This window comes from Neobacillus niacini, assembly GCF_048572935.1.
Classification (GTDB): domain Bacteria; phylum Bacillota; class Bacilli; order Bacillales; family Cytobacillaceae; genus Neobacillus; species Neobacillus niacini.
On record NZ_CP183883.1, the window covers coordinates 165,001 to 190,857 of the forward strand.

20 protein-coding genes and 1 rRNA gene (1 of these 21 only partly in view) are annotated in these 25,857 nt (G+C 40.4%); 4 read left to right on the forward strand and 17 right to left on the reverse strand.

Annotated elements, in window-relative coordinates:
* Both ACN6MT_RS00860 and ACN6MT_RS00865 read right to left on the reverse strand, forming a co-directional pair.
* Nucleotides 1-1,123 (reverse strand): 16S ribosomal RNA (locus ACN6MT_RS00860); it reaches 427 nt to the left of the window's first position.
* Nucleotides 1,124-1,860: 737 nt separating this feature from the next.
* Nucleotides 1,861-5,085: an SNF2 helicase associated domain-containing protein gene (locus ACN6MT_RS00865; protein WP_419954424.1), complete on the reverse strand. Its 3,225-nt coding sequence runs from the start codon at nt 5,083-5,085 to the stop codon at nt 1,861-1,863.
* A 435-nt stretch (nt 5,086-5,520) separates the two neighbouring features.
* Here ACN6MT_RS00865 and ACN6MT_RS00870 point away from each other — a divergent pair, with 435 nt between their 5' ends.
* On the forward strand, nt 5,521-6,420 hold the full coding sequence (locus ACN6MT_RS00870; protein WP_419954425.1) for a DMT family transporter: 900 nt from the start codon (nt 5,521-5,523) through the stop codon (nt 6,418-6,420).
* Between the two features lie 59 nt (nt 6,421-6,479).
* Here ACN6MT_RS00870 and ACN6MT_RS00875 read toward each other — a convergent pair whose 3' ends face one another.
* The 5 genes from ACN6MT_RS00875 to ACN6MT_RS00895 form a co-directional block, all read right to left on the reverse strand.
* Complete coding sequence (locus ACN6MT_RS00875; RefSeq protein ID WP_419954426.1) at nt 6,480-7,184, reverse strand: hypothetical protein; 705 nt, start codon at nt 7,182-7,184, stop codon at nt 6,480-6,482.
* Complete coding sequence (locus ACN6MT_RS00880; protein WP_419954427.1) at nt 7,185-7,925, reverse strand: hypothetical protein; 741 nt, start codon at nt 7,923-7,925, stop codon at nt 7,185-7,187. It lies immediately after the preceding gene.
* Nucleotides 7,909-8,805 carry an ABC transporter ATP-binding protein gene (locus tag ACN6MT_RS00885; protein ID WP_419954428.1) on the reverse strand — a complete coding sequence of 299 codons (897 nt, stop codon included), beginning with the start codon at nt 8,803-8,805 and terminating at the stop codon, nt 7,909-7,911. Before ACN6MT_RS00885 ends, ACN6MT_RS00880 begins: the two co-directional genes overlap by 17 nt.
* Nucleotides 8,802-9,182 carry a GntR family transcriptional regulator gene (locus ACN6MT_RS00890; RefSeq protein WP_419954429.1) on the reverse strand — a complete coding sequence of 127 codons (381 nt, stop codon included), beginning with the start codon at nt 9,180-9,182 and terminating at the stop codon, nt 8,802-8,804. Before ACN6MT_RS00890 ends, ACN6MT_RS00885 begins: the two co-directional genes overlap by 4 nt.
* A 145-nt stretch (nt 9,183-9,327) precedes the next feature.
* A complete protein-coding gene (locus tag ACN6MT_RS00895; RefSeq protein WP_419954430.1) occupies nt 9,328-10,173 on the reverse strand; it encodes a VOC family protein in 846 nt (281 codons plus the stop codon).
* A 240-nt stretch (nt 10,174-10,413) separates the two neighbouring features.
* Here ACN6MT_RS00895 and ACN6MT_RS00900 point away from each other — a divergent pair, with 240 nt between their 5' ends.
* From ACN6MT_RS00900 to tatC, 3 genes are all read left to right on the forward strand, one after another.
* Nucleotides 10,414-12,027: a PhoX family protein gene (locus tag ACN6MT_RS00900; protein ID WP_419954431.1), complete on the forward strand. Its 1,614-nt coding sequence runs from the start codon at nt 10,414-10,416 to the stop codon at nt 12,025-12,027.
* Between the two features lie 206 nt (nt 12,028-12,233).
* Complete coding sequence (locus ACN6MT_RS00905) at nt 12,234-12,431, forward strand: twin-arginine translocase TatA/TatE family subunit (RefSeq protein WP_179603340.1); 198 nt, start codon at nt 12,234-12,236, stop codon at nt 12,429-12,431.
* Nucleotides 12,432-12,498: 67 nt separating this feature from the next.
* A complete protein-coding gene (gene tatC / locus ACN6MT_RS00910) occupies nt 12,499-13,221 on the forward strand; it encodes a twin-arginine translocase subunit TatC (protein ID WP_419954432.1) in 723 nt (240 codons plus the stop codon).
* Nucleotides 13,222-13,378: 157 nt separating this feature from the next.
* Here tatC and ACN6MT_RS00915 read toward each other — a convergent pair whose 3' ends face one another.
* The 10 genes from ACN6MT_RS00915 to araB form a co-directional block, all read right to left on the reverse strand.
* Nucleotides 13,379-14,218 (reverse strand): MBL fold metallo-hydrolase, encoded by an 840-nt coding sequence (locus ACN6MT_RS00915; RefSeq protein WP_419954433.1) that lies wholly within the window; start codon nt 14,216-14,218, stop codon nt 13,379-13,381.
* A gap of 30 nt (nt 14,219-14,248) precedes the next feature.
* A complete protein-coding gene (locus tag ACN6MT_RS00920; protein ID WP_419954434.1) occupies nt 14,249-15,223 on the reverse strand; it encodes an aldo/keto reductase family protein in 975 nt (324 codons plus the stop codon).
* Nucleotides 15,224-15,245: 22 nt separating this feature from the next.
* Nucleotides 15,246-16,616, reverse strand: coding sequence for an MATE family efflux transporter (locus ACN6MT_RS00925; RefSeq protein WP_419954435.1), 1,371 nt, complete (start codon nt 16,614-16,616; stop codon nt 15,246-15,248).
* A gap of 308 nt (nt 16,617-16,924) precedes the next feature.
* Nucleotides 16,925-17,977, reverse strand: coding sequence for an aldose epimerase family protein (locus tag ACN6MT_RS00930; RefSeq protein WP_419954436.1), 1,053 nt, complete (start codon nt 17,975-17,977; stop codon nt 16,925-16,927).
* A 93-nt stretch (nt 17,978-18,070) separates the two neighbouring features.
* Nucleotides 18,071-19,585: an alpha-N-arabinofuranosidase gene (locus ACN6MT_RS00935; RefSeq protein ID WP_419954437.1), complete on the reverse strand. Its 1,515-nt coding sequence runs from the start codon at nt 19,583-19,585 to the stop codon at nt 18,071-18,073.
* A 72-nt stretch (nt 19,586-19,657) separates the two neighbouring features.
* A complete protein-coding gene (locus ACN6MT_RS00940) occupies nt 19,658-19,930 on the reverse strand; it encodes a DUF6171 family protein (RefSeq protein ID WP_419954438.1) in 273 nt (90 codons plus the stop codon).
* A 20-nt stretch (nt 19,931-19,950) separates the two neighbouring features.
* Nucleotides 19,951-21,438 carry an alpha-N-arabinofuranosidase gene (locus ACN6MT_RS00945; protein WP_419954439.1) on the reverse strand — a complete coding sequence of 496 codons (1,488 nt, stop codon included), beginning with the start codon at nt 21,436-21,438 and terminating at the stop codon, nt 19,951-19,953.
* 115 nt (nt 21,439-21,553) lie between these two features.
* On the reverse strand, nt 21,554-23,038 hold the full coding sequence (gene araA / locus ACN6MT_RS00950) for an L-arabinose isomerase (RefSeq protein WP_419954440.1): 1,485 nt from the start codon (nt 23,036-23,038) through the stop codon (nt 21,554-21,556).
* Nucleotides 23,039-23,098: 60 nt separating this feature from the next.
* Nucleotides 23,099-23,815, reverse strand: coding sequence for an L-ribulose-5-phosphate 4-epimerase (gene araD / locus ACN6MT_RS00955; RefSeq protein WP_419954441.1), 717 nt, complete (start codon nt 23,813-23,815; stop codon nt 23,099-23,101).
* Entirely contained in the window at nt 23,809-25,503 is a 1,695-nt protein-coding gene (gene araB / locus ACN6MT_RS00960) for a ribulokinase (RefSeq protein WP_419954442.1), read from the reverse strand. Before araB ends, araD begins: the two co-directional genes overlap by 7 nt.
* Between the last annotated feature and the right edge of the window lie 354 nt (nt 25,504-25,857).

Genomic DNA, 25,857 nt, shown 5'->3' on the forward strand with positions numbered 1-25,857 from the left:
GGGTTGCGCTCGTTGCGGGACTTAACCCAACATCTCACGACACGAGCTGACGACAACCATGCACCACCTGTCACTCTGTCCCCCGAAGGGGAACGTCCTATCTCTAGGAGTGTCAGAGGATGTCAAGACCTGGTAAGGTTCTTCGCGTTGCTTCGAATTAAACCACATGCTCCACCGCTTGTGCGGGCCCCCGTCAATTCCTTTGAGTTTCAGCCTTGCGGCCGTACTCCCCAGGCGGAGTGCTTAATGCGTTAGCTGCAGCACTAAAGGGCGGAAACCCTCTAACACTTAGCACTCATCGTTTACGGCGTGGACTACCAGGGTATCTAATCCTGTTTGCTCCCCACGCTTTCGCGCCTCAGCGTCAGTTACAGACCAGAAAGCCGCCTTCGCCACTGGTGTTCCTCCACATCTCTACGCATTTCACCGCTACACGTGGAATTCCGCTTTCCTCTTCTGTACTCAAGTCCCCCAGTTTCCAATGACCCTCCACGGTTGAGCCGTGGGCTTTCACATCAGACTTAAAGGACCGCCTGCGCGCGCTTTACGCCCAATAATTCCGGACAACGCTTGCCACCTACGTATTACCGCGGCTGCTGGCACGTAGTTAGCCGTGGCTTTCTGGTTAGGTACCGTCAAGGTACCGGCAGTTACTCCGGTACTTGTTCTTCCCTAACAACAGAGCTTTACGACCCGAAGGCCTTCATCGCTCACGCGGCGTTGCTCCGTCAGACTTTCGTCCATTGCGGAAGATTCCCTACTGCTGCCTCCCGTAGGAGTCTGGGCCGTGTCTCAGTCCCAGTGTGGCCGATCACCCTCTCAGGTCGGCTACGCATCGTCGCCTTGGTGAGCCGTTACCTCACCAACTAGCTAATGCGCCGCGGGCCCATCTGTAAGTGTCAGCGTAAACCGACTTTCAACTTTCCCTCATGAGAGGAAAAGGATTATCCGGTATTAGCTCCGGTTTCCCGAAGTTATCCCAGTCTTATAGGCAGGTTGCCCACGTGTTACTCACCCGTCCGCCGCTAACCAAGAGGTGCAAGCACCTCATGGTTCGCTCGACTTGCATGTATTAGGCACGCCGCCAGCGTTCGTCCTGAGCCAGGATCAAACTCTCCAAGAAAGTTGATTAGCTCATTTTGTTACGTTGGCTTAGCTTTTATAAAAAGCTAAAAATTTGTTTGTTGACGTTCTTGTTTGTTTAGTTTTCAAAGAACAATGTTTTTGAAGCAGGTTATCAATATAACATCTCGCTTCAATCGTGTCAATTACTTTTCTAAAATATCTTTTCGAAATCGACAACAGAATTTATATTACTAAATCACATTCATTATGTCAATCTAAATTCTATTGACTGATGAAGAATCAATCTATTTTTGATTTATTCCCTCGTCAGATTTACTATATTACTATTATACTTTTGAAAAATCAATAGAATAATAAATATTATTTAAAAAAAGTTACTGTTCTTCTTACAAATGGATTTAAAAGCTGGCAAGCGTACATATTTGAAACAATATAATTGCAAATAAACGTTTCTATTTACTTCTAGCCGCACTAAAACCTCGTCTTACTATTAACATTGTTCCGCCAGCAATCAACAATAAAAGTCCACCAAGTAACAAATCTCGTTTACCAAGGAAGATTTGCGGATCATTCCAGGAAGTATCATTGAACCACTAATTGCTCTTAGTATCATCTATGTTGAAGTTGAAAACATATGGGCTAAATCAATTAAATGAAGATGGTTTGTTACCTTCTTATTCGGTTTATTGAACAGGCGATTTAGGAGCACACAAAAAATCAAAAAAGCTAAAGGTTTCCTTTCTATTATGATCCCTTTAGCTTTTTTTAAAAGATTTAAATCATTAATATCTCTCGAATATCTTCTTCCGTTAGAGTAGAAGTTCCTTTATCTTTCGAATCAATAATTTCCTCTATTAATTCTCTTTTTTTATCCTGCAGTTCATTCATTTTTTCTTCTATTGTGCCTCGCGCAACCAATTTGATGACTTGTACAATATTTGTTTGCCCCATCCTGTGAGCACGGTCCGCTGCTTGTTCCTCAACCGCTGGATTCCACCAAAGATCATAGAGGATAACAGTGTCCGCACCAGTTAAATTCAGACCTGTTCCGCCTGCTTTCAAGGAAATTAGAAAAAGGTCCCGCTCTCCTTTGTTAAATCGATTTGTGAGCTCTAGCCTATCTTCTGCTGGGGTTTGTCCATCAAGATAGAAGTAAGGCTGCCCTTGAAGCGCCATTTCCCTGCCGATTAACTGAAGCATTTTCGTGAACTGCGAAAATATCAATACTCTTCTTCCAGCCTGCCTAGATTCCTCTAAGATCGTTAGCAGCTGTTCGAATTTAGCAGAACTTCCTTTATATCCATCAACAAACAAAGATGGGTGGCAGCAGATTTGCCTAAGCCTTGTCAAACCTGCGAGGATTTTAATTTTATTTTTTCGAAGTGTGTCTTTATCCAAATGCTTTAGCGTGTCGTGTCTTAGTTTCGCTAAATAAGCTCCATAGAGTTTCTTCTGTTCTGGCAGCAGCTCCACTAAATCAACTGACTCTATCTTCTCAGGAAGCTCTGCTAGCACATCTTCCTTTAACCTTCTCAGTAAAAATGGACGCACTCTTCTCGCAATCTGCTTCCTTGTTAAGTGGCTAAAATCCCTCAGCCCTCGAAAAAGTTCAGGGAATACAACATGGAAGATCGACCAAAGCTCCTCAGATGAATTTTCAACAGGTGTACCAGTTAGAGCAAAACGGTGATCAGCCTTGATTCTCTTTACAGTTCTAGCCGTCTGCGTTATTGGGTTTTTGAACGCCTGCGCTTCATCAAAAAACACGGTATGAAAGGTTTGTTTCTCGTACCAGAGTATATCTTTTCGCAATAAAGGATATGAAGTAATCACAATATCTGAATCAGAGAGTTGTTTTTGTTTAGCTGCACGCTCTGATTTACTTCCATCAAAAATGATCGCCTCCACTCCTGGGGCAAATTTCTTGATTTCACTAAGCCAGTTATAGGTTAATGATGCTGGACAGACAATCAGTATTGGCAGCTTGTTTTTACGAACACCAGGAAGCTCTGAAAGGATATAGGTAATACTTTGAAGTGTTTTCCCCAGCCCCATATCATCTGCAAGAATCCCTCCGAATCCATAACTAGCAAGTGTTTTCAACCATTTGTAGCCCTGAACTTGATAGTCCCTTAAAATTGGCGCAACCAGTTCCGGTACCTCAAACTTCATACTGCTAGGATTTTGGATGGTATCCAAGAACTGACGGAACGAATCCTCAAGTGTAAATGTTGAGTCATCTTCAACAGAGTCAAGCAGCTTTAATCCCTGAAGTATTGGTACATTCAACCCTGCTTCAAGATCCTCCGCCTGGACAGGTGCGGCTTGTAGGAAGCGTTGGATTTCCTCAAATTCTCTTGTTTCTAACGAGAGCAGCGCCCCATTCCGCAGCCGATAGTATTTTCTTTTTTCCTCAAGTGCGGATAAAATCTCTTTTATTTGCCTTTCCGGGATTCCATCCATATCGAATTTAAATTCCAGCCAATTTGTTCGCTCTTTTATTACCTTAACCCTAATCCTTGGAATGGTATTTTCTTTAAAAATCCGGTTCCTGACTGCTGTTGTAGCATATATCTGTACTAGTTTTTGTAGCCTAGGAACAACATGATATAAAAACTCATACTCCAACTCTTCATTATGCAAGAAGTAGCCGCTGTCTGTCGTAGCAAACGAGCTTTCCTCCATTAGTTGAATGATTTGCTTTTCCTTTTCTAGGTCCCTTATTAATACGAGTCCGTTCTGCAATTCTCGAGGGATATCTAACGGGTTAATCACAATATTACCGTATTGAAACTCCAAGCCCGCTAACAGGCGACTTTTCAACCGATCCAGATAAAGTTTGGCGACTAAAGGTGTTTTCCTGTGGGTGCTCGTTAAATTCTGAGGCAGTTCAACCTTTCCGAGTCTTTTTAAACCCGGGACCACGTTTTCTAAAAAATAATCCAACTGTTCAGGCAGAATCTCAATTTGATTGGTTTTTGAAGCTTCCAACATTTCTTTAAGGTTGGCCAATCGCTTGCTGTCCGTTTCTTCAAGCCTAATGAACTTACCCTTATATAGAACAAAGTGGTAAGAATCCAATACAATAAAATGATTCATTCCTTTTATTCTGAGATGGCAGCCTCCATCCTCTCCTGATGTAAAACTAAACTGGAGAGGAAGCATTTTATCCGTGAGATGAAGACCTTCATACGTTTCCCCATCATTTTCAACTTTCACTAGTGGAGCTTTTACAAGTAAAGGTAAGAGTTGATTAAAGGATGATGGTGGTATGAGCAAAAGATTAGGGGAGAATGATTCCTCTAAGCTGTCTGCCATTGCATTCACGTATGACTTTTCATCTTGAACCACTAGGAATAACTGCTGCATTACATCATCTGTCTCTTTATTAAAACAATGAAGACTCGTATTAAAGATAAGCGTATCGGAAAGCGCACTTGGCAGCCCTGCTTTTAGATGAGTGAGAAACTGGCGGATATCTGCCACTTTTTCATGCTCAATCTTCAGTTCTATACCTAGCAGCTTTCTCCCGTTTCCAATATCCACAGGTTTACATAGAAATTCTGCTCGCAGAACCTGTCTATTCTCGAAATGGAGCTGATGTCTACTTGGCCTTTTTGGTTGATTTGTAAAAAGAGTGAGCAATCCTTCTGTCAGCGCCTGACTCGTTGAAGGATCAACCTGTTCCCCACTTCGCACTTTAGGCACTAGTCCGTTCTGTTGATGGTCATGAATAGCAAGCAATACGGCAGCAATATGCTGGCAATCGTTTTTTACAGATAGAAGTGTTGGACAGCTGCATGCCGTATGAAGGTCTCCGTTCTCTTCTTTGTTAATAGTGACAAAGAAGTCCTCGGTCCCTTTAACCGTCGCTTCACAACGATTATTACTTATATAATCAAACGATACCTTTCCCGCTCTATAAAAAGAATCCCCTCGTTTAAAGGAGACAGTTCCGCACATTTCTTTTATCTGTTTTTGACTTAACGTAATATCCAAAAGTCCTGCTCCTCTCCGAGGTTCATTTATATTTAAGGTTCTATTATGATTTATTGTTGATTTCAAGTAGGTTGAGAATTCATAGGCGGAGAATTTCCGGCTAATGTATATAGAGGAACCTTAAGAAGCAGGTATAAGCGGAGAAACTCCGGTTAACTGCTTAAAATAAGACAAAATCAAAGGATTTAGATAAAATAAGCGGAAAAACCCCGCTTATTTTTAAGGAAATATGAGTATTTCCCAATTTAAACGGAAATTCTCCGCTTATTTTCCAAACACAGTGAAATCAACATTCAGTTTTAATAGAGCCATATTTAATAATCACTTGTTCCATCACACTGGTTATCATTATATCAAATCTTTTTAGATTTATTATAGTGATTGACGATGTAAGGCACCTGGTTTATCGTTGTTTATGGATAGGGGATGAGAAAGATGGTTAGGTTATATGGGGCTTTATTTACCTTAAGTTTAATTTGGGGAACGTCCTTTTTATTTATCAAGCTCTTAGTTGAACCACTCGGAGCTTGGGGAGTCGTTTTTGGAAGATGTTTATTTGGGACAGTTATTCTTTTATTGATTGTTGCCTTTCAAAAAGACTGGAAGGGATTTAAAGGGCTGCCGATAGGAAAGATTATTCTTGTTTCACTTCTCAATAATGCGATTCCTTGGTATTTGATTGCGCTAAGTGAGACGAAAATTACTAGCAGCTATGCTTCATTGATAAATGCTACAACACCAATTTGGACACTGATTATAGGTTTTATTATCTTTCAAAATAAATTACGGTTGTTCCAGTGGTTAGGGATTGCACTAGGTTTCTTTGGAATCATCATACTGTCTGGCGTTGATGTTACGAATATTATGGACCAGTCCGTTGTTGGTTTAATCACGATGGTCGGCGCTACTCTCTGTTATGGTTTTTCAACACACCTTACGAAGAAATACTTAGTAAATGTTAGCGTTACGATGATTTCGGTTAGTACACTAACGGTTTCTGCTATTTTTAGTTTCATTATGGTACTCTTTACAGACCAATCTATTTTTACCATGATGCTTGAACCTTCTATTTTTGGGGCATTAGTTGGTCTTGGTGTATTCGGATCTGGCTTTGCCTATCTTTTGTATTACTATTGTATTCAAAAAGGAAGCCCGGAATTTGCCTCTTTAGTCACATATCTTGTGCCGATATCCGCAATGCTCTGGGGTGCGATTATTCTTAAGGAAGAGATTCATTTATCCATGATTACAGGATTTATTCTCATTCTAGGCGGAGTGTATGTTTCATCTAAAAAGCAGAAAGAAAAGAACGTTCCAATTAGTAAAACTGCTTAATAAATAAGCCTAATCCCAATGATAAGGGATTAGGCTTTTGTTTTTCACCCATACAAAAATCATTCCACGTATTCCAGAACAATTTCGTTTGTGGTAGTAAGTTCTAAGTCTTTTGGTATTTTTAGGTAAAGGATACTGGTTCCGTTAATGAAGTGGCTTGAGTCACTGAAGCCGCCCTTACCGTTGAATTGGTTGATGGGGAATGCTTGTTGAAATTGGGAGAATTCCAGTGTTAATTTTTCAGGATTTTCAAGTATTAATGTGTTTTTATCAATATTGATTTTAAGCGGTTGAAGTAAGTCTGATATAGATAAATCATTTATACCTGAACCTGTTTGATACTGGAGAGCTTCAATTTTCCCATCATTGCTTGTTTTTCTCTCAACAAAAATGGAGGTGCTAAGAAAGTCGTCATTTAGGACTGCAATATTTAACTGTTTTTCAGTATAATCAAATTTCCGAGTTTTCACGATGTATTCACTATCCACGGTTTCAATATTCCCTTTAATCGCTGCCTCATATAACTCATTGCTATCTCTTTCCAACTGATTCCCATCAACCTTTTGGTAGGTGATTTCTCCCTTTGGCAGCAATGGACTCACTCCCGTGCAGATGAGCAAAATGCTTAGATAGCCAACAAACATCCACCGTATTCGACTCCCAGAGAATAACACACTCCTGCTGCGCTTAGTCAGATTGACCAATAGAGAAGTAATTGCAATGACCATGATAACTACGATAACGATTGGCACAACTGATATCATCTATCTCACCTCCATTCGATTCGACACTAGTGCCGAACCTGTAAAAAGTAAGGCTGCCAAAAACCCTATTTTAACTATAAATAAAGCCAGAGAGGCCTCCTCAAAAATAAATTCAAAACCCTTTTGAATAATAGTTTCATTCATAGTACCTGCTCCTACAATCAATATCCCCAAAAAGGCGACCGGCAGCAAAACAGCAAATACCTTATGAAGCTGAACGAGTGTACCGAAAAAATAACCTACTGCCGAACAAACTAATATATAAAGGACCGTGGCGATTAAACCAATAATCCACTCAGACACATCCGTGGGTGTATAGAGGTATTCACTTTTCCCTAGTACATACATCAATATTCTTATTACATGACTGGATAGCAGCGCCGTTAATCCGCCAACCAGACTTATGGTCAATAAAAACAAAATATTGGATAAGTTACTCGACAATCTATTCGTAATAAACGCAAAATCATCATTTCGATAGGCTTGGGTTGTAATCAGAATGGAAGTAATGAATCCCCAGAGCATCGTGAAAACAACAACGATATCAGCAGAATAGAAGTGCACACTAATATCGAATGAATTACTGCTGGTGCCCATCATTCCAACTCCATTAAACGAAAACAAAATCCCCAATACTTGGATAAACACAAGCGACATAAACACTTGAATGTAAGACCTAAGCTTATAAGAATATTGCTTTTTTACAACCTCCTGTACACTAATCCTAGATAAAGACATCATCAATTCCCCCTTTATTTTTGCTCGTTAAATACACACAAACATCACTTGAAGAGATAGGAGTAATCGCAAGTCCTGCTGCTTTTGCCCGCTGAATTTCAGACTCAGAGCCATTCTGTTTTACCACCGCATACATTCGATCAAGACCAACGTTTTTTGAATGGATGACCTCTCGATTCTTAGTCCATTCGTTCACAGCTATGGTCGACCCCTGAACTCCAATTGCCCATTCTTTTAACTCTTCCACTGGAATATGAAGAAGTTTTGTTCCGTCCTTTAAAAGCAAAACATCTTCCAATATATCCTCAATCTCATCCAAGTGATGACTTGAGAGTAATATCGTGCGAGGACAATCAATGTAATCTTTTAGCAGCGCCCGGTAAAAATCTTTCCTTACACCTGCGTCCATCCCGGTTGTTGGTTCATCAAACATGGTTAAGGCACAGCGTGCAGATAAACCTACGATCATATTGAAGGTGCTTTTCATACCTTTTGAAAGGTTGTTATATTGCTGTGTCGGAATAAAGGAGAAGTAGTCAAAAAGGCGATCAGCAAGCTCGTGGTTCCAATTCTCATAAAAGGTAGAGGAAACATTTAATATTTCTTTTAAACTCAATGCTGTCGGAAAGTTCATTTGGTCATTTATATACATCACATTGGCTGAGACCAACAAATTGTTAAAAGGCTTTTCTGAAAAAACCTTTATTTCACCTGAAGTCTCTCTATAATAACCGGCAATAACTTTTAATAGCGTCGTTTTGCCCGCTCCATTTCTCCCTATTAAACCTGTAATCTTATTTTCTTGTAATTCAAAAGAAAGATTGTTCAGCGCTTTTACCGCACCATAAACTTTGGTTAAACTTCTGCACTCAATGATGTTCATTCCCCTGCCTCCTCTACATTTACATCTTGGATCATTTGAATTAGTTCCTCTCTGCTTACGTTCAACCGTTCTGCTTCCATCACTATTTCAAGAACTAATTTTTTTAAGGTTTGATTTTTGCGTTTGTTCAAAATAATCTGCTTCGCATGATTCGAAACAAACATACCGAGCCCGCGCTTTTTATAGAGAATATTCTCCTCAACCAGCAGTGTTAACCCCTTCGCCGCGGTTGCTGGATTGATCGTAAACATTTCTGCAAGCTGATACTGAGAATAAATTTTTTGATCACTTTCAAAATTCCCATTCAGAATTTCCCTCTCCAGCCATTCGGAAATTTGCAAATAAATCGGCTTTGTACCGTCCATATTAAGAATCAACCCTGTTCCTCCTTTCCGATATAGTACATTACTGTTGTAATGTACTATATCACCTTATTTTACAAAAAACAATATTTCTTGGATATTTTTCCAGTTTGATACCAACAAAAAAAGCCAGATTCCTCTGGCTTCACAGTTAATAGCTCTATAACACCAACCGAATTTGATTTCCCGATGGATCTCTCGTTACATAATAATCTGCTTCTTTTTCCACACTCGCACCTAGCTGTTTAAGGCGTTCCGTTGCTGATTCTCTCTCAGCAGCATTTGGAAATACAAGTGAATACCAATTAAGCCCTACACTATTCTTCGGTGGTGTTGGGACCCCAACTCCCTGCCACATATTTATGGCAATATGATGGTGATAACCTCCTGTTGATAAAAAGACTGCCTGCGGATAATGGCTGACAACCGTGAATCCCAGTCCTTTTGTGTAAAACTCTTCTGCTTTTTGCAGATCTCCCACATGGAGGTGAATATGCCCCATAATCGTTCCAGGCGGCAGCCCTGTCCATTCCGCCTCACTTTCTGCCAATAACCCGTTACCATCCAGTTCCACTGTTGCCATGTCCACCAAGCCATCTTTCCATGACCACTCGTTTGATGGACGATCTCGGTAAACTTCTATCCCGTTACCATCCGGATCCGTTATATAAAGCGCCTCACTTACATAATGATCTGCAGCACCGAGTTCATATCCTGTGCTAAGAAAATGACGTAAAAAAACAGATAAATCAGCACGGCTAGGAAGCAGTATGGCAAAGTGGTAAAGTCCTGACGTCCGTCCTTCCTTCGCTATCACATTTTCAGGCTGTTCTAACGTGACTAACGGTGTTTTTCCATTAGCAGTTAATACAGCTTTCCTATCTGCTTTCTCTAGTACCTTAAACCCCATAATGTTTTGATAAAAAGTTAGGGCATAGTCTAAATTTTTCACTTTCAAATTGACTTCGCTGCTATAGATATTTGGACTCTGATGAAAACCCTCCATACTCTAATCCCTCCGATTCACATTGCTCCTTATTATTCTTCTACTTAACAAAAGAAATTCCATACCATAAAGCTACGATAAAATTTTTCACTTTTGTTCGTCTTCACAATATTTACAGATTATTAAAAAAGTTTATCCTATCTTAACAAATCTTTACATTCCCTTAATTAACATTAGCAAAACTACTGCCTATAATCAGAATGAAAGTAACTAAATTACCAAAAAAGGGAGAATCATGATATGGATCGCCGTTTATTTTTAACGTACGTTGGAAGTAGTACCGCCGCATTAGTCGCCGCTTCATCAGGAATTGGGGCATTAACAGGGAATGCGATGACTGGAAACCACTTAATGAATGGACAGCCTAATGGTAAAGGCAAATCATTTACCTCACCTTTCAAACCAATTAACCGTACATGGGAAAACGATATGGTTCTGCCTAATGGCTACAACTATTCTATTATTGCTTCTTATGGAGATGTGATTAATTCAAAGGGTGAAAAATTCGGGGATGCAGCAGACCTAACGGTTTATTTTCCAATGGATTGCTTAAAAGGTGGAAACAATTCCGAAGAAGGCTTAATCTGGGTCAATCATGAATTCCCAGAACCCGGTAACTATATGAAGATGTTAGGAATCAATGAATCTACTTTCAAAAAAGAAAATCTAGCAAACTATCCAGAGCTTCTTAAGATGGAAAAAGAAGCAGTCGGCGGGTCGGTCATCCACGTTAAGAAAGAAAAAGATGGATGGAAACTTGTGTTAGATGATACATATAATCGCCGTGTCGATGGCAATACTCCAATTGAATTAACAGGTCCCGCACGTGGAAGCAAGTTTGTTGGCGGAGCAACAAGTGTGGTTGGTTCATTAGGAAATTGCAGCGGCGGACGTACTTTATGGAATACGGTCCTATCTTGCGAAGAAAACACAGAATACGGCGACGACTATGGCTGGCCAAATTTTGATGATAATCACTACGGCTGGGTAGTCGAGGTCGATCCATTTGATCCAAAAAGAGCTGTTCGCAAGCATACGGCCCTAGGTCGCTTTGCCCATGAAAATACAGCAATGGGCTTAACCAATGATGGCAGAGTGGTTGTCTATATGGGGGACGATAAGGGTGATGCTTGCTTCTATAAATTCATCAGCAGTAAGAAATTTAATCCTGCCAATCGGGAAGCCAACTTTAATATTTTAGAAAGCGGAACTTTATATGTGGCCAGCATGAGCCAGCAAAAATGGATTGCGCTTGACCATGCAACAAATCCAAAATTAAGTGGATTTGCGGACCAAGCGGATGTCCTAACGAATGCACGTGCAGCAGGACTTGCTGTTGGCGGTACGAAATTAGATCGTCCAGAGGATGTAGAAATTCACCCTCATGACGGATCTGTCTTTTTAGCATTAACGAACAATACAGGACACGGAAATTTCCACGGACAAATTGTCCGTTTCGTACCTGCTAACGGCGACCACGCTAGTGAAGCGTTCACGTTTGAAGTGTTTATTTCCGGCGGCCAGCAAAGCGGTATTACTTGTCCAGATAACCTTCACTTTGACAGCAAAGGCAACCTATGGGTGGTAGAGGATTACAGTGCAACGGAAACAAATCAATATGCTGCTTATAAAAACTGTGGTGTATTCATGATTCCTACAGATGGTAAGAACTATGGAGAACCACTCCAATTTGCTTCGGGACCTAAAGGCTGTGAAGTAACTGGTCCTTGGTTAACTCCAGATGAAAAAACATTATTCTTAGATGTTCAGCACCCAGATACTTGGAACCCTTACCCTGGTCAATCTTTTGGACGTTCTTGCTTAGTAGCTGTTCAAGGCGGCAGCTTTAAATAAGGTCATGCGGAAGGAGCCTATTCTTATTATGTTCGTATGTTCAAACCACGTAAAGGATGCCCTAAGGCTTATGTATGTTCCTCACATTAAATTAATTACTGAGGATGAATCCTTTCGTTGTCATCTTTGTAAGAGCAAAGCTACGTATAAGCTATTTCAATATTGTTATCAGCGTAAAAAAGCCATCTAAAGGAGGTTAGGATATTATGCTACAGAATATAGGCATTCCCGGTTTAATTCTTGTTTTAGTCATTGCATTAATCATTTTCGGACCTTCAAAATTACCGGAATTAGGACGTGCTGTGGGTTCCACCTTAAAGGAATTTAAAAAATCGACACGTGAATTGGTTTCCGATGAGGACCCTAGTAAAGTACAGCCTAAAAAAGAGGAAAAGACGATTTAACACTTATCTCGGGAAGATGCAGGCAGAATATGGTGCTTGCGTCTTCTTTTTCTAAGGAGGATTTACAATGTCTAATCATGATATGGCTTTGATTGGCCATTTTGAAGAATTACGTAAACGACTGATCATCATACTCGGGGCCTTTATGGTTTTGTTTATTTTAGCCTTTGTCTATGTTCAAGATATTTATCAATGGCTGGTTCAGGACCTTGAGGTACAACTAGCAATTTTAGGCCCAAGCGATATTTTATGGGTATATTTAATGCTAACCTGTGTGGTCGCCATTTCAGGAACGATTCCTATCGCAGCTTATCAAATTTGGCTTTTTGTTCGGCCGGCATTGAAAGATACGGAGCGAAAAGTAACATTGGCCTATATTCCTTCATTATTCCTTTTATTTATTGTTGGTATTAGTTTTGGATATTTTATCATTTTCCCGATCGTTTTTCAGTTCCTTCTCTCCATGTCGGAGGATATGTTTATGACCTTTTTTACCACAGAAAAGTATTTTACGTTTTTACTGCATATGACCTTGCCCTTTGGATTTTTATTCGAACTTCCTGTGGTAATCATGTTCTTGACGAGTCTTGGAGTATTAAATCCGTACCGATTACAAAAGATTCGTAAATACTCCTACTTCGTTCTCATTGTAACGGCAGTGTTAATTACTCCGCCGGATTTCTTATCTGATATTTTGGTAGTCATCCCGTTAATCTTTTTATATGAATGCAGTGTTTTATTATCAAAAGTGGTTTATAAGCGAAAACATAAATTAAACTTAGCAGCATAATAAATGTAAATAAGACTTTGAGGCACAGTCCCCCCAAAGTCTTTTTCCATTATAGATATGCGGCCGCTTACCAGTTCCAAACTTTATCGTAAAAATTAACGTTATCAAAGCCTTTTGAGTTATTCATCTTTTTCCTCCAAGTTTGAATGCTCAACCTTTACAGGTGATAAATAAAACGTTCTCCAGGTGCCATCATATGAAACTTTTGATTTGGATAATGATTAAGCAAGTAATCTACAAAATAAGCAGGATTGTCCCGATTATTGGGAAACAAATCATAATGAATTGGAATAACCAGGTCTGCCCCTACCGTAACTGAAAATTCCACCGCTTCACGAAAGCTCATGTTTCCAACTATTTGTCGTGAATTGCGGAAATAGTCTCCGCCATTAATTGGCAGGAATACAACATGAGGTTTGAATTCTATGATTTGTTCTATTAATTCTGGGGTGACAATCGTATCACCGCTATGAAACAGGCGAACACCATTTACTTCTAGACCATACCCTAAAAATAGATGATCCCCATGCTTATCAACTTGATAATCAGTATGTGCTGCTGGAACAGGTGTAATCTGAAATCCCTTAATACGAAGATATTCATCCGCTTTTGCTGCTACTATGTTCTTGTTGCCTGTTTCCGATTGGACCATTGATACGAGCGGTGCTGGAACAACCACCTTATTTTGTCCGACTTCTCTTAACGTCGTAAAATCTAAATGATCGTCATGTTCGTGAGTAATTAAAATCGCATCGGTGTTTTCCAGCATGCTTGGAGGAAGAACAGGTGGAAATGCCCGTTTAAATTCTGTTTCAGGATTTGCCTGTTCCATGCTATTTGATAGGTAAGGATCAATACAAATTAATCCATCTTCCTCTCTGCCTTTCATCAAGATTCCTGACTGCCCTAAATTCCAAAACGAAATAGCACCATCATGAATTCGCGTTTCATTCATTTCTTTTACTAAAGAATCTCCTTGTTTATAGACCTTTATCAACAACCATCACTTCCTTTCATTAAAAAATTGCTATCTTAACGGCGTAAAGTCTTTTACTTCTTCAAGAATTGAATCTATCGTTTGTAAAACATCCTGCTCCAATTTGATATCCACCGCTTTTACATTTTCTTCAATTTGCTCTGTCTTGCTCGCACCGATAATCGCCGAACTAATGATGTGATGACGGAGAGTCCACGCCAATGCCAACTGACTTAACGTAACCCCTAATTCAGAAGCTAAACCATTTAATTTCTGCACCACCGTTAGAACATCGTCCCGGAAATAGCTATTGATGATAAAGTTAGTTGCATCATTTGCCGCCCTGCTATTCGCTGGTTTTTCTGTATTAGGCTTATATTTACCTGTTAATATACCCTGCGCTAACGGTGAGAAAACAATTTGGCCAATCCCTTTTTCGGCCGATATTGGCAGTACTTCATCTTCAATATATCTTTCAAACATATTGTAAATAGGCTGATTGGAAATAATCGGTCTTAAGCGATACTCCTTACCGATCCCAACAGCTTTCTCAATTTGGGCAGCACTCCATTCGCTTACACCTGCATAAAGGATCTTCCCTTGCCTTATTAAATCATCAAGGGCCAGCAATGTTTCCTCCATCGGTACCTCTGGGTCATAGCGGTGACATTGATAGAGGTCAATATAATCCACGCCTAAACGTTTTAGACTGGCGTCACATTGTTCCACGATATGCTTTCTGGATAATCCACGCTCATTCGGTCCAGAACCCATCGGAAAGAATAGCTTCGTTGCTACAACGTATGAACTTCTTGGGTATTCTTTTAACGCCTCACCCAATACCTCCTCTGCCTTTCCACTTTCATAGGCATTGGCTGTATCAAAGAAGTTAATCCCAAGTTCATAGGCTTTATGAATACAATCATGTGCAGTCAGATTATTGACCGCTTTTCCATAGGTCAGCCAGCTCCCTAATCCAATCTCACTAACCTTTAATCCACTGTTTCCAAGTCTGCGGTATTTCATTTATCGTTCTCCTCCTCAGTTTTTAACTAGTAATGGCTTGCTTTTTATCAACGAGTACTTTCTTTTCCCACGCTCTGCTTTTCCATCTAAAATACATGACGATTCCTCTGAACCATTCATCTGCAATAAAGGCAATCCACACTCCTGCTAACCCTATACCAACCTGTATTCCTAGTAAATACGACACAGGAACAGCAATTCCCCACATCGACAGAATTCCCATTTTCACGGTAAAAACCGCATCACCGGTAGCACGGAGAGAGTTGACCACGATAAGGTTCAATGTTCTTCCAGGCTCCAGAATTAGACATAATAATAAAAGTGTACTTCCGACTTTAATAATTTCCGGATCATCTGTGAAAAGACCTATAAGAGATTCTCTAAAAATAGCAATAAGTATTGCTATAACAATCGTAATAATAAAACTGACTTTAAGGCTCTTTAATAATTGTTTATAGGCCCCTGCAAAATCGCCAGCTCCTACACGATAACCGATTAATATTTGTGTTCCCTGACCAACAGCTAAAGCAAATAACATAATAAAGGACATGATATTCCATGTGTAAACACGGGTAGATAAAGCTACTGCGCCGAGAAGGGCTGTAATTGCCGTCATCGCCATCTGACTCGTATTGTAACTAAGTTGTTCCCCAGCAGCAGGAATGCCTATTTTTAATATTTTTTTAATATGCGTTAATTGGAAATCGATATAATCATTCCATTCCATTCTGATCGGAAGTCGCTTATACATGAACCAAAACGCGGCGACTAATGCTGCTGCACGGCTGAAAGCAGTCGATAGTGCTACCCCTTTAACGCCCATTTCAGGAAATCCAAACCACCCATAAATGACTAAGGCGTTTCCAATTAAATGGATGATGTTCATCATGACTGACACAAACATCGCTTCCCTTGTAAAGCCATTGGACCTCAAAATGGCAGAAACAGTGACAAGCATAGCCTGCAGAAATAGGGTACCGCCGACGATCGAAAAATAATCGTATCCAATACTCGCTATATCCTTATCAAGGTGGAAAATAGATAATAACGGTCCTTTGAAAATGACAAACAATACACTGACAACCAAACCCATACCCAGATTCATCGTTAAGGAGATCGCAGATGCTTTTTTGGCGTCCTTTTTCAAACCTGCACCTAAATACTGCGAGATTAAAACCGCTGTTCCAGTCGCTGTAAAGTTAAATAGGAGAATAGCAAAAAAGACTAGTTGATTCGCTACACCTATTGCTGCGACAACATCATCAGAAATATGGGATAGCATGATGACGTCTGTACTCCCCATAATCATTTGCAGTAACATTTCAATAAATATCGGCCATGTTATGGCACGCAGAGTCATACGTCTTTCCTGTGAATCTTGTAAACTTTCCATCTTGCTGCCCGCCTTTTTTTACAGAAAAGGGTTCATATCAAGAAGCTGATATGAACCTTATCGTTCGTCAATTTTTTATTTTGGGAAACCAAAGTTTGGTGTCCAATCAAGATTCCAAGTAAATTCCTTTGCACAGGTATGGCGGTTCGGATTGTATAACGGATCGCCGACAATCTCTGTGTAGTTCTTTACATGGTAAACCAAAACACCCTTGCTTCCATCATCCGAAAGCAGTATCGTTGGGCCAGAGTCATGAGTTCGGCTTTATAGTTTTCCACTTAAATTCCTCCTGCTCCCTTAAAACAGTATCAGTTTTCTAAATTCCCAAATTTATAGACGGTTACGGAAGAATACTCTCTGTCTTTTTCTAATACCCAGGAAGGAAACTGAGGGTGATGAATCGCATCCGGTAATCCCTGAGTCTCTAAGCAAATCCCCAAGTACTTACGTGCTGGTACCCCGGCAATCTCTCCTTCCGATTTCATCATATTGCCAGAATAGACAACCACCCCTGCTTCATCTGTTTCAATGGTTAAGGTCCGTCCACTTTCGATGTCTTTTAGAATAATTTCTTCATTATGTTGTGTATTTAATAGGAATGGATGGTCATACCCAGCGCCGGCTAATCTATTTTGCGGATGGTCTGAATCCACTCCCGTTTGAATCATTCTCTCTGTTGTAAAGTCAAATGCCGTCCCTTTAACATCGAGCATTTCTCCGCTAGGAAGCAGCTCATCATTTAACTCAAGAAACTTATCGCTTTTTATCTGTAAAGTGTGATTCAATATATCTCGTTTTAAATTCCCACTTAAATTGAAATAAGAGTGATTCGTCATATTTAGCAGTGTGTCCTCATCAGACACGCCAGAATAACGTATCGATAGTTCATTTTCATTATTCAAGGTGTAAGTAACCGAAACATTTAAATTCCCTGGATAACCCTCTTCACCATTCGGACTTAAATAAGTGAATCGAACTCCAATCTCCTGTTCATTTTCGACTACTTCGCTTTTCCAAACCATTTGGTTAAACCCTTTATTTCCACCGTGGAGATGATTAATATTTTCATTTTTCGCTAGTGTGTATGTTTGCCCGTTCAGATCGAAGGAACCGGCCTTAATTCTCCCAGCGACACGGCCAATTGCAGCGCCTAGAAAATAAGGATCATTTTCATATTCCTTCAACGTATCATATCCAATAACAATATTTTCAAAGTTTCCTTCTTTATCAGGAGTAATGATTTTTGTAATAATACAGCCATAATTAATGCAGCCAACTTCTACTCCATGATTATTAACGAGAGTAAACAAAAAAACAGTTTGGTTATCTTTCCTACCAAACTCCTCTTTCAAAATCTTCATAGCGTTCAACCCTTCCTTAAGAGGATAAATAGAAAAAACGATTCCATACCTGTCCGTTAGCAAATGTAACAAAGAGGTATGGAAAAAGCGATATTAGTTACGCTTTGCCAAGCGAATTACATTCCAAGATAACTTAGGTAATACAGCAGAAACTCCGCCATTTTCGGTTCTTGCATTCCCATTAGAATGCGGGGAAACAGGTGTACCTTTCGCAGAGTTCGTTTGTTTTAAATTGCCGTCGTTTTCTAGAACAATATGCTCGACTACTTCATACCCATCAAAGTTACGGATGTCCACAGCCAGTTCTAATCCTTCTTCTAGATGACGGTTTACAGCAAAGATCGTTAATGTTTCATGCTCTTCATTGTAAACAGCTGTCGACTCTAAATATGGCACATCCGTGAAATCTTTACTGTCATACTTAGGACTTGAAATAATCGGGTTTAACGAAACACCGCGTCCATACACAGAAGTATGCATATAAGGATAAAAAATCGTTTGCTTCCACGCAGGACCATTTTCTTCTGTCATAATTGGCGCAATAACATTGACCAACTGAGCCAGACAGGCAATTTTCACACGATCCGCATGCTTTAGAAGAGTAATCAGCATACATCCAACGAGTAAAGCATCTTCAAAGTTATAGATATCTTCTAACTGAGGCGGTGCAATACCCCATGGTTCAATTTGTTTATCTGCCTCATGGCTGTGATACCAAACATTCCATTCATCAAAGCTCAGATTGATATTCTTTTTACCGCGTTTTTTCGCCTTGATATAGTCTGCAATTGATATAACCGATTTAATAAAATCATCCATTTCAAGTGACAATGCTAAATAATTTGAAATATCATTGTCACGGTTTCCGTAATACTGGTGCAGCGAGATAAACTCTACATGATCATATGTATGGTCAAGAACCGTCGCTTCCCAGTCAGCAAAGGTCGGCATTTTGCGGTGCGAGCTTCCACATGCAACAAGCTCAATTGTAGGATCAACCCACTTCATTACTTTCGCAGCTTCTTGAGCAAGGCGCCCATATTCCACTGCTGTTTTGTGACCGATTTGCCACGGACCATCCATTTCGTTACCCAGACACCAGGTTTTAATTTTGTACGGGTCCTTTACGCCATGAGAAATACGAAGATCACTATAGTAAGAACCGCCTGGATGATTGCAATATTCTACTAGATTCCTAGCAGCGTCAATACCACGGGTTCCAAGGTTCACAGCCATATTTACGTCCGCATTGACTAACTGCGCCCACTTCATGAACTCGTTAGTGCCCATTTCGTTCGTTTCTGTTGTACGCCATGCTAAATCTAACCGACGCGGACGACTTTCTACTGGACCTACCCCATCCTCCCAGTTATATCCGGAAACAAAGTTACCACCGGGATAACGTACAAGCGGAACCTGAAGCTCCTTAACCATTTCCATTACATCCTGGCGGAAACCATTCTCATCGGCTTGTGGGTGTCCTGGCTCATAAATGCCGCCATATACTGCACGTCCTAAATGTTCAATAAAAGAACCATAGATTCGGTTATCTATTTCAGAGACTTTAAAGTCTTTTTCTAAAATCATTTTTGCTTTATTATTGGCCATGTTCCCCTGTTCCCTTCTTCAATCTGATAGGTTTGCAAAAGCAACGGCTTTGTATCTAATAAACTATAATTCCTAAACAGCCTTTTCCCATTTTGGCTTCCCTGAAATTGGACAGCTTTTGTTTTTAAATTTGGCCCGATATCGGACAATACATCCGCTATGTGCGCAAGTGGTGCCATATTGAAGAGAAGGGCAGCTATCGCAAATCTTTAATCGTTCTAAGTAAATTTCGTCTGATACAATAACAGATAAATCCACTTCCGCTTCCTTCACGAGCTCCTGGATGACTTCCTCTGTTACGATCACACTTTCAACGCAGCCTTTACATAGATTTTGCTTGCGCACTGCTTACTCCCCCTCACAAATTATTCAACCGCTAATGTAACAACAGACATGGCTGGTAGTTTGATAGATAATTTATTATTTTCAACACTTACACCTGTGAACGCAGCAGGCTTTACAACCTCTGGCTGTTCGAATGTGTTATGAGCATTCATGGAGTCAGCCGTAATGATTGTTCCTGAAACCTTTGGTTCATCTCCAATTACACCACGAAGGTCTAGATCTAAGACTGCTTCTTTCTGATGGTCAATGTTACAAAAGCTAATGTGAACGATACCTTCAGTATTTTTTGAAGCAGATACGGTTACCTGCGGTAACGTATGTCCGTTATATTCATAGCTGCCAAAGTCAGAATCCACAGCAAGCAGTTCTGCATCTTGGTGAACTTTGTACATATCAAACACGTGATAAGTTGGAGTAAGAATCATCTTCTCGCCTTCCGTTAAAATCATTGCTTGCAAAACATTAACCGTTTGAGCAATATTGGTCATTTGAACACGGTCAGCGTGATTGTGGAAAATATTAAAGTGTAAACCTGCTACTAGCGCATCACGGATGGTGTTTTGCTGATATAAGAATCCTGGGTTTGTTCCAGGTTCAACATCAAACCATGTTCCCCACTCGTCGATAATCATACCGACACGCTTATCTGGATCATATTTATCCATAATCGTACTATGTTTCGTGATTAACTCATCCATACGAAAAGCTTTCTTCATCGTAACGAACCATTCGCCTTCAACGAAATCGACCGCTGATCCTTTATGACTCCAGGAATCACCAGGGACCGTGTAATAGTGAAGACTTAAACCATCCATTAACCAGTGAGCGTTCTTCATTAATACCTCTGTCCAATTGTAGTCATCCGTGTTTGCCCCGCCGGCAATTTTATAGATTTTATTGCCGCCATAGTTACGTACATACGTCTGATACTGACGATAAAGATCTGCATAATATTCAGGACGCATGTTACCACCGCATCCCCAGTTTTCGTTCCCTACACCAAAATATTTTACTTTCCACGGCTCATCTCTACCATTTTCCCGGCGCCAGTTTGCCATTGGTGATTCACCTTCAAATGTCATATATTCAACCCATTCAGACATTTCTTGAACTGTACCACTTCCCACGTTTCCGCAAATATACGGCTCACATTCTAGCAACTCACACAGTAGCAGAAATTCATGTGTTCCGAAGTGGTTGTTTTCCACAACACCACCCCAGTGTGTATTCACCATACGCTTACGGCTTTCTCTAGGTCCAACTCCATCCTTCCAGTGATATTCATCAGCAAAACAGCCGCCCGGCCAGCGAAGAACTGGAACGTTAATATTCTTTAAGGCTGCTAATACATCGTTACGGATTCCCTTCGTATTTGGGATGGAAGAATCTTCGCCTACCCAGATTCCTTCATAGATACATCTGCCTAAATGCTCTGCGAAGTGACCGTAAATATTTTTATTAATTTTTCCTTTTGTAATATCAGCATTTACAATGACATTATTTTTCAAAGAGTATTCCTCCAGTCAGTAATAAAGATAAAATTTCTCTGAAATTCAAATGGTTCCCCGGGTGCTAAAGCGCTAACCATAAGGGCTCTCATACTAGTAGCCTTTATGTCGGAATTTAACGATAGATAACGTCATTCCAGCGTAGTTCATTTATGAATGATTCTGTTTTTGTGTCGTTGTTAATGACAACCATTTCAATTCCAGCTAATTCGGCAAAATCTCTCAACTGTTCGGTTGTTACTTTGTAAGAGAAACCAGTATGGTGAGCTCCGCCTGCTTCGATCCAGTTTTCAACTGCTTGATTTAAAGTTGGCTGACACTTCCAAAGCACACGTGCAACGGGTAGATTCGGCATATCCTGTTCTGGCTGAACGGCATCTACTTCATTTACAAGAAGACGGAACCGATGTCCAAGGTCAACAATTGAAGCATTTAATGCAGAACCGCCTCTTCCATCAAATACGATTCTTGCAGGGTCTTCCTTACCGCCAATTCCTAGCGGATGAACCTCAATCTTAGGACGAGTCGCTGAAATGGTCGGACAAATTTCAAGCATATGTGCACCCAGAACCATTTCATTTCCTGGCTCAAAATGATAAGTGTAGTCTTCCATAAAGGATGTACCTTCATTACCAGCAATGATTTTCATCAAACGAACTAAGGCTGCCGTTTTCCAATCACCTTCGCCAGCGAAACCATACCCTTGTTCCATTAAGCGTTGAACAGCAAGACCAGGAAGCTGACGCATATCATGCAAATCTTCAAAAGTAGTTGTAAATGCTGTATAGCCGCCTTCCGTCAAGAATGCTTTCAAGCCAAGTTCAATTTTTGCTTGATAACGGATGCTTTCTCTAACTGGTCCATCTGTAAGACCTTCTGGAGTAATATCATATTGTTTTTCATATTCAGCCATTAACTGATCAAGTTCTTGTTCACTTACATCGTTCATACGTTGAACAAGGTCACCTACACCGTATCCATTAACTGTCCAGCCAAATTTGATTTGAGCTTCGACTTTGTCGCCTTCTGTAACCGCTACTTGGCGCATATTATCACCGAATCTTGCAACCTTTAGATTTTTACTTTCTTCAAAAGCCGCTGCCGTTCTCATCCAGCTTCCAACACGTTCTTTAACTTCTGCATTTTCCCAATGTCCTACAACCACTTTACGCTTAACTTTCAAGCGGCTGGCGATAAACCCGTGTTCACGGTCTCCGTGCGCAGCTTGGTTAAGATTCATGAAATCCATGTCGATTGAATTCCAAGGGATATCACGGTTAAATTGTGTTGCAAGATGGAGATATGGTTTTTGAAGTGATGTAAGTCCCGCAATCCACATTTTCGATGGAGAGAATGTATGCATCCATGTTATAATCCCTGCGCAATTTTCATCCGCATTCGCTTCAAGAATCAAGCGGCGAATGGCATCGGAATCCTTTACAACTGATTTAAAAACTAATTTATATGGAACCGCCGGATCATGGTCTAGACCGCTTACAATTGTTTTTGAATTTTCTTCCACCGCTCTAAGTACATCTTCTCCGTAAAGTAATTGACTTCCGGTTACAAACCAAAATTCATAGGCTTTTGTTGTTAACAAGGTAAAACCCCCCCAAAATAGTTAATAATCTTCGGTAAATCATAATCTATAAAAAAATGCTTAAAGTGTCTGATTCGATGTTTTTGTTTGGCCGTAATACGCGTTCTTCCCATGCTTTCGCAGGTAATGCTTATCTAGCAAGTGTTGTTGAATGGGGTTTATGCCAGCATTTAGCTGGAAGGTATGCAGCGCCATTTTCGCTACTTCTTCTAGCACAACGGCATTGTGCACTGCCTTATTGGCATTTTCCCCCCAACAGAACGGTGCATGGTTAAACACTAGAACTCCTGGCAAAGCAACAGGATCTAATCCTTCTTTTTCAAACGTTTCAACAATGACATTTCCTGTTTCAAGCTCATATGCACGATCAATTTCCTCTTGAGTCATCTCACGTGTACAAGGAATCTCTCCATAGTAGTAGTCTGCATGGGTTGTTCCTAGTGCAGGAATTGGACGTCCTGCCTGCGCCCAGCTTGTTGCCCACGGAGAATGGGTATGAACAACTCCGCCAATGGCTGGAAAAGCACGATAGAGTACTAGATGTGTTGGTGTATCAGATGATGGACGCAGATTTCCTTCTACAATCCGGCCTTCCAAATCTACTACTACCAAATCCTCAATCGTTAGCTCTTCATAAGGAATACCGCTTGGTTTGATGACAACAAGGTTTTGTTCACGATCAATACCGCTAACATTTCCCCAGGTAAACGTCACTAAGTTATGTTTTGGAAGCTGTAAATTCGCTTCCAAAACTTCCTTTTTTAGTCGTTCTAGCATACTGTTTCCCCCACTCTGTCCACGGAGCTAGCGCTTTTAATTTTTTTCAACGTCTTCATCACGTTATTTTCACCGCGTCCAAAATAATCATATAAGCGTGCATATTCCGTATAAAGCTGGTCATAGACAACCTTATTTTCAGATTTTGGCTGATAGACATCATCTTTGACTATGCCCATATCCTTCGCCGCTTCCGTAATGCTGTCATAACCGCCGCGTTCTTTACCTGCTGCAACCGCACCAAACATAGCAGAACCAAGCGCTGGTGTTTGAGAGGAAGCAGATATTTTAATGCTCATATTTAATACATCAGCATAAATCTGCATCATCAACGCGTTTTTCTCAGCAATACCTCCTGCCGCATACACTTCATTAACAGGAACACCATTTTCACGGAACGTTTCAACAATCATCCGGGTACCATAAGCGGTCGCTTCAATAAGCGCACGATATATTTCCTCAGGTTTTGTTAATAACGTTTGTCCTAGAAGCACGCCTGTAAGATTAGCATCTACAAGCGTTGAACGATTACCGTTCCACCAATCCAGGGCAAGGAGACCGCTTTCACCAACGTTTAACTGACTTGCTTTTTCAGTTAATAACTGGTGGATATTTACGCCTTTTTCTTTTGCTTCTTCATAGTAGCTTGCTGGTACACAGTTTTCAGTAAACCATTCAAAATGGTCACCTACACATGATTGCCCCGCTTCATAGCCCAAATATCCAGGAATGACTCCATCTTCAACCACACCGCACATACCCGGTACAATTTTTTCCTCATCACCTAGTAAAACATGACATGTAGAGGTTCCCATAATCATTAATAGTTTCCCAGGTTCCGTAATTCCTACTGCTGGGACGGCAACATGTGCATCCACATTGGCAACGGCTACGGCAGTACCCGGGTTCAATCGAGTTAACTTAGCACCTTCAACTGTGATTTCTCCAGCCTTAGAACCAATTGGAACGATATCAGTAGATAATTTATCTTCAACAACATTTTCTAAACGAGGATCGAGCGCTTTAAAAAATTCTTTAGATGGGTAGCCGTCCTGTTTATGCCACATCGCTTTATAACCTGCCGTACAACTATTGCGTTTTACTTGACCCGTTAATTGAGAGATAACCCAATCTGTTGCTTCCAAAATTTGATCTGCTGCTTTATAAATTTCAGGTGCTTCATCGAGGATTTGCCATACCTTCGGAATCATCCACTCGGAAGAAATTTTTCCGCCGTAGCGTTGTAAGAATTTTTCTCCACGTTTTTCAGCAATTTCATTCAGCCGGTTTGCTTCATCTTGTGCAGCGTGGTGCTTCCAAAGCTTGACATAGCTGTGGGGATTTTTACTATATTCAGATTTCAAGCAAAGAGGAGTCCCAGTCTGATCAACGGGCAGGACCGTACAAGCTGTAAAGTCGATTCCTAATCCGATCACATCATCCGGGGAAACTTGTGCCTTATCTAATACTTCTGGAATGGTAATCTGTAAAACTTCTAAATAGTCTGTGGGATGCTGTAAAGCCCAATCATGGTCTAATTTGGTTGTTCCATCTGGTAAAAACTCATCCATCACTCCATGTGTGTATGGTTTTACAGCTGTTGCAACCTCTTTTCCAGTCCCAACCTCAACTAAAACGGCTCTTCCTGACTGCGTACCATAGTCGACACCAATTGAATATTTAGCCACTTTTTTCCCCTGCCCTTTAGAAAGAATACGTTTACATAATCAATGAAAAATTTTTAAAGTTTAATAGAATACGATTGAGGACGTCATATCTTACTTAGGTTTATGAAATATATTTAATACAGTTATATGTTATCCGTACAACAAGTATGATTAATCTAACTAAACATACAAGTTGGTGGCTTTTTAACAACAAACAGCACTTGTACGTATAACATTTAGCTTGATTTTACCACCTATTCATATTTTTTCAAGGCATTTCACTATATATTTAGAAAATTTATTCATACAAGTTAGAAGAACAGGATCCGTTTTACGTTTTTACCTGTACAACCGTTCTTTATTTTCCCACTTATG

Coding starts and splice junctions, on each gene's coding strand:
- ACN6MT_RS00870 (WP_419954425.1), top strand. CDS start 5,521: ATGGTTAGGTTATATGGGGCTTTATTTACCTTAAGTTTAATTTGGGGA.
- ACN6MT_RS00875 (WP_419954426.1), bottom strand. CDS start 7,184: ATGATATCAGTTGTGCCAATCGTTATCGTAGTTATCATGGTCATTGCA.
- ACN6MT_RS00880 (WP_419954427.1), bottom strand. CDS start 7,925: ATGATGTCTTTATCTAGGATTAGTGTACAGGAGGTTGTAAAAAAGCAA.
- ACN6MT_RS00885 (WP_419954428.1), bottom strand. CDS start 8,805: ATGAACATCATTGAGTGCAGAAGTTTAACCAAAGTTTATGGTGCGGTA.
- ACN6MT_RS00895 (WP_419954430.1), bottom strand. CDS start 10,173: ATGGAGGGTTTTCATCAGAGTCCAAATATCTATAGCAGCGAAGTCAAT.
- ACN6MT_RS00900 (WP_419954431.1), top strand. CDS start 10,414: ATGGATCGCCGTTTATTTTTAACGTACGTTGGAAGTAGTACCGCCGCA.
- ACN6MT_RS00905 (WP_179603340.1), top strand. CDS start 12,234: ATGCTACAGAATATAGGCATTCCCGGTTTAATTCTTGTTTTAGTCATT.
- tatC (WP_419954432.1), top strand. CDS start 12,499: ATGTCTAATCATGATATGGCTTTGATTGGCCATTTTGAAGAATTACGT.
- ACN6MT_RS00920 (WP_419954434.1), bottom strand. CDS start 15,223: ATGAAATACCGCAGACTTGGAAACAGTGGATTAAAGGTTAGTGAGATT.
- ACN6MT_RS00925 (WP_419954435.1), bottom strand. CDS start 16,616: ATGGAAAGTTTACAAGATTCACAGGAAAGACGTATGACTCTGCGTGCC.
- ACN6MT_RS00930 (WP_419954436.1), bottom strand. CDS start 17,977: ATGAAGATTTTGAAAGAGGAGTTTGGTAGGAAAGATAACCAAACTGTT.
- ACN6MT_RS00935 (WP_419954437.1), bottom strand. CDS start 19,585: ATGGCCAATAATAAAGCAAAAATGATTTTAGAAAAAGACTTTAAAGTC.
- araD (WP_419954441.1), bottom strand. CDS start 23,815: ATGCTAGAACGACTAAAAAAGGAAGTTTTGGAAGCGAATTTACAGCTT.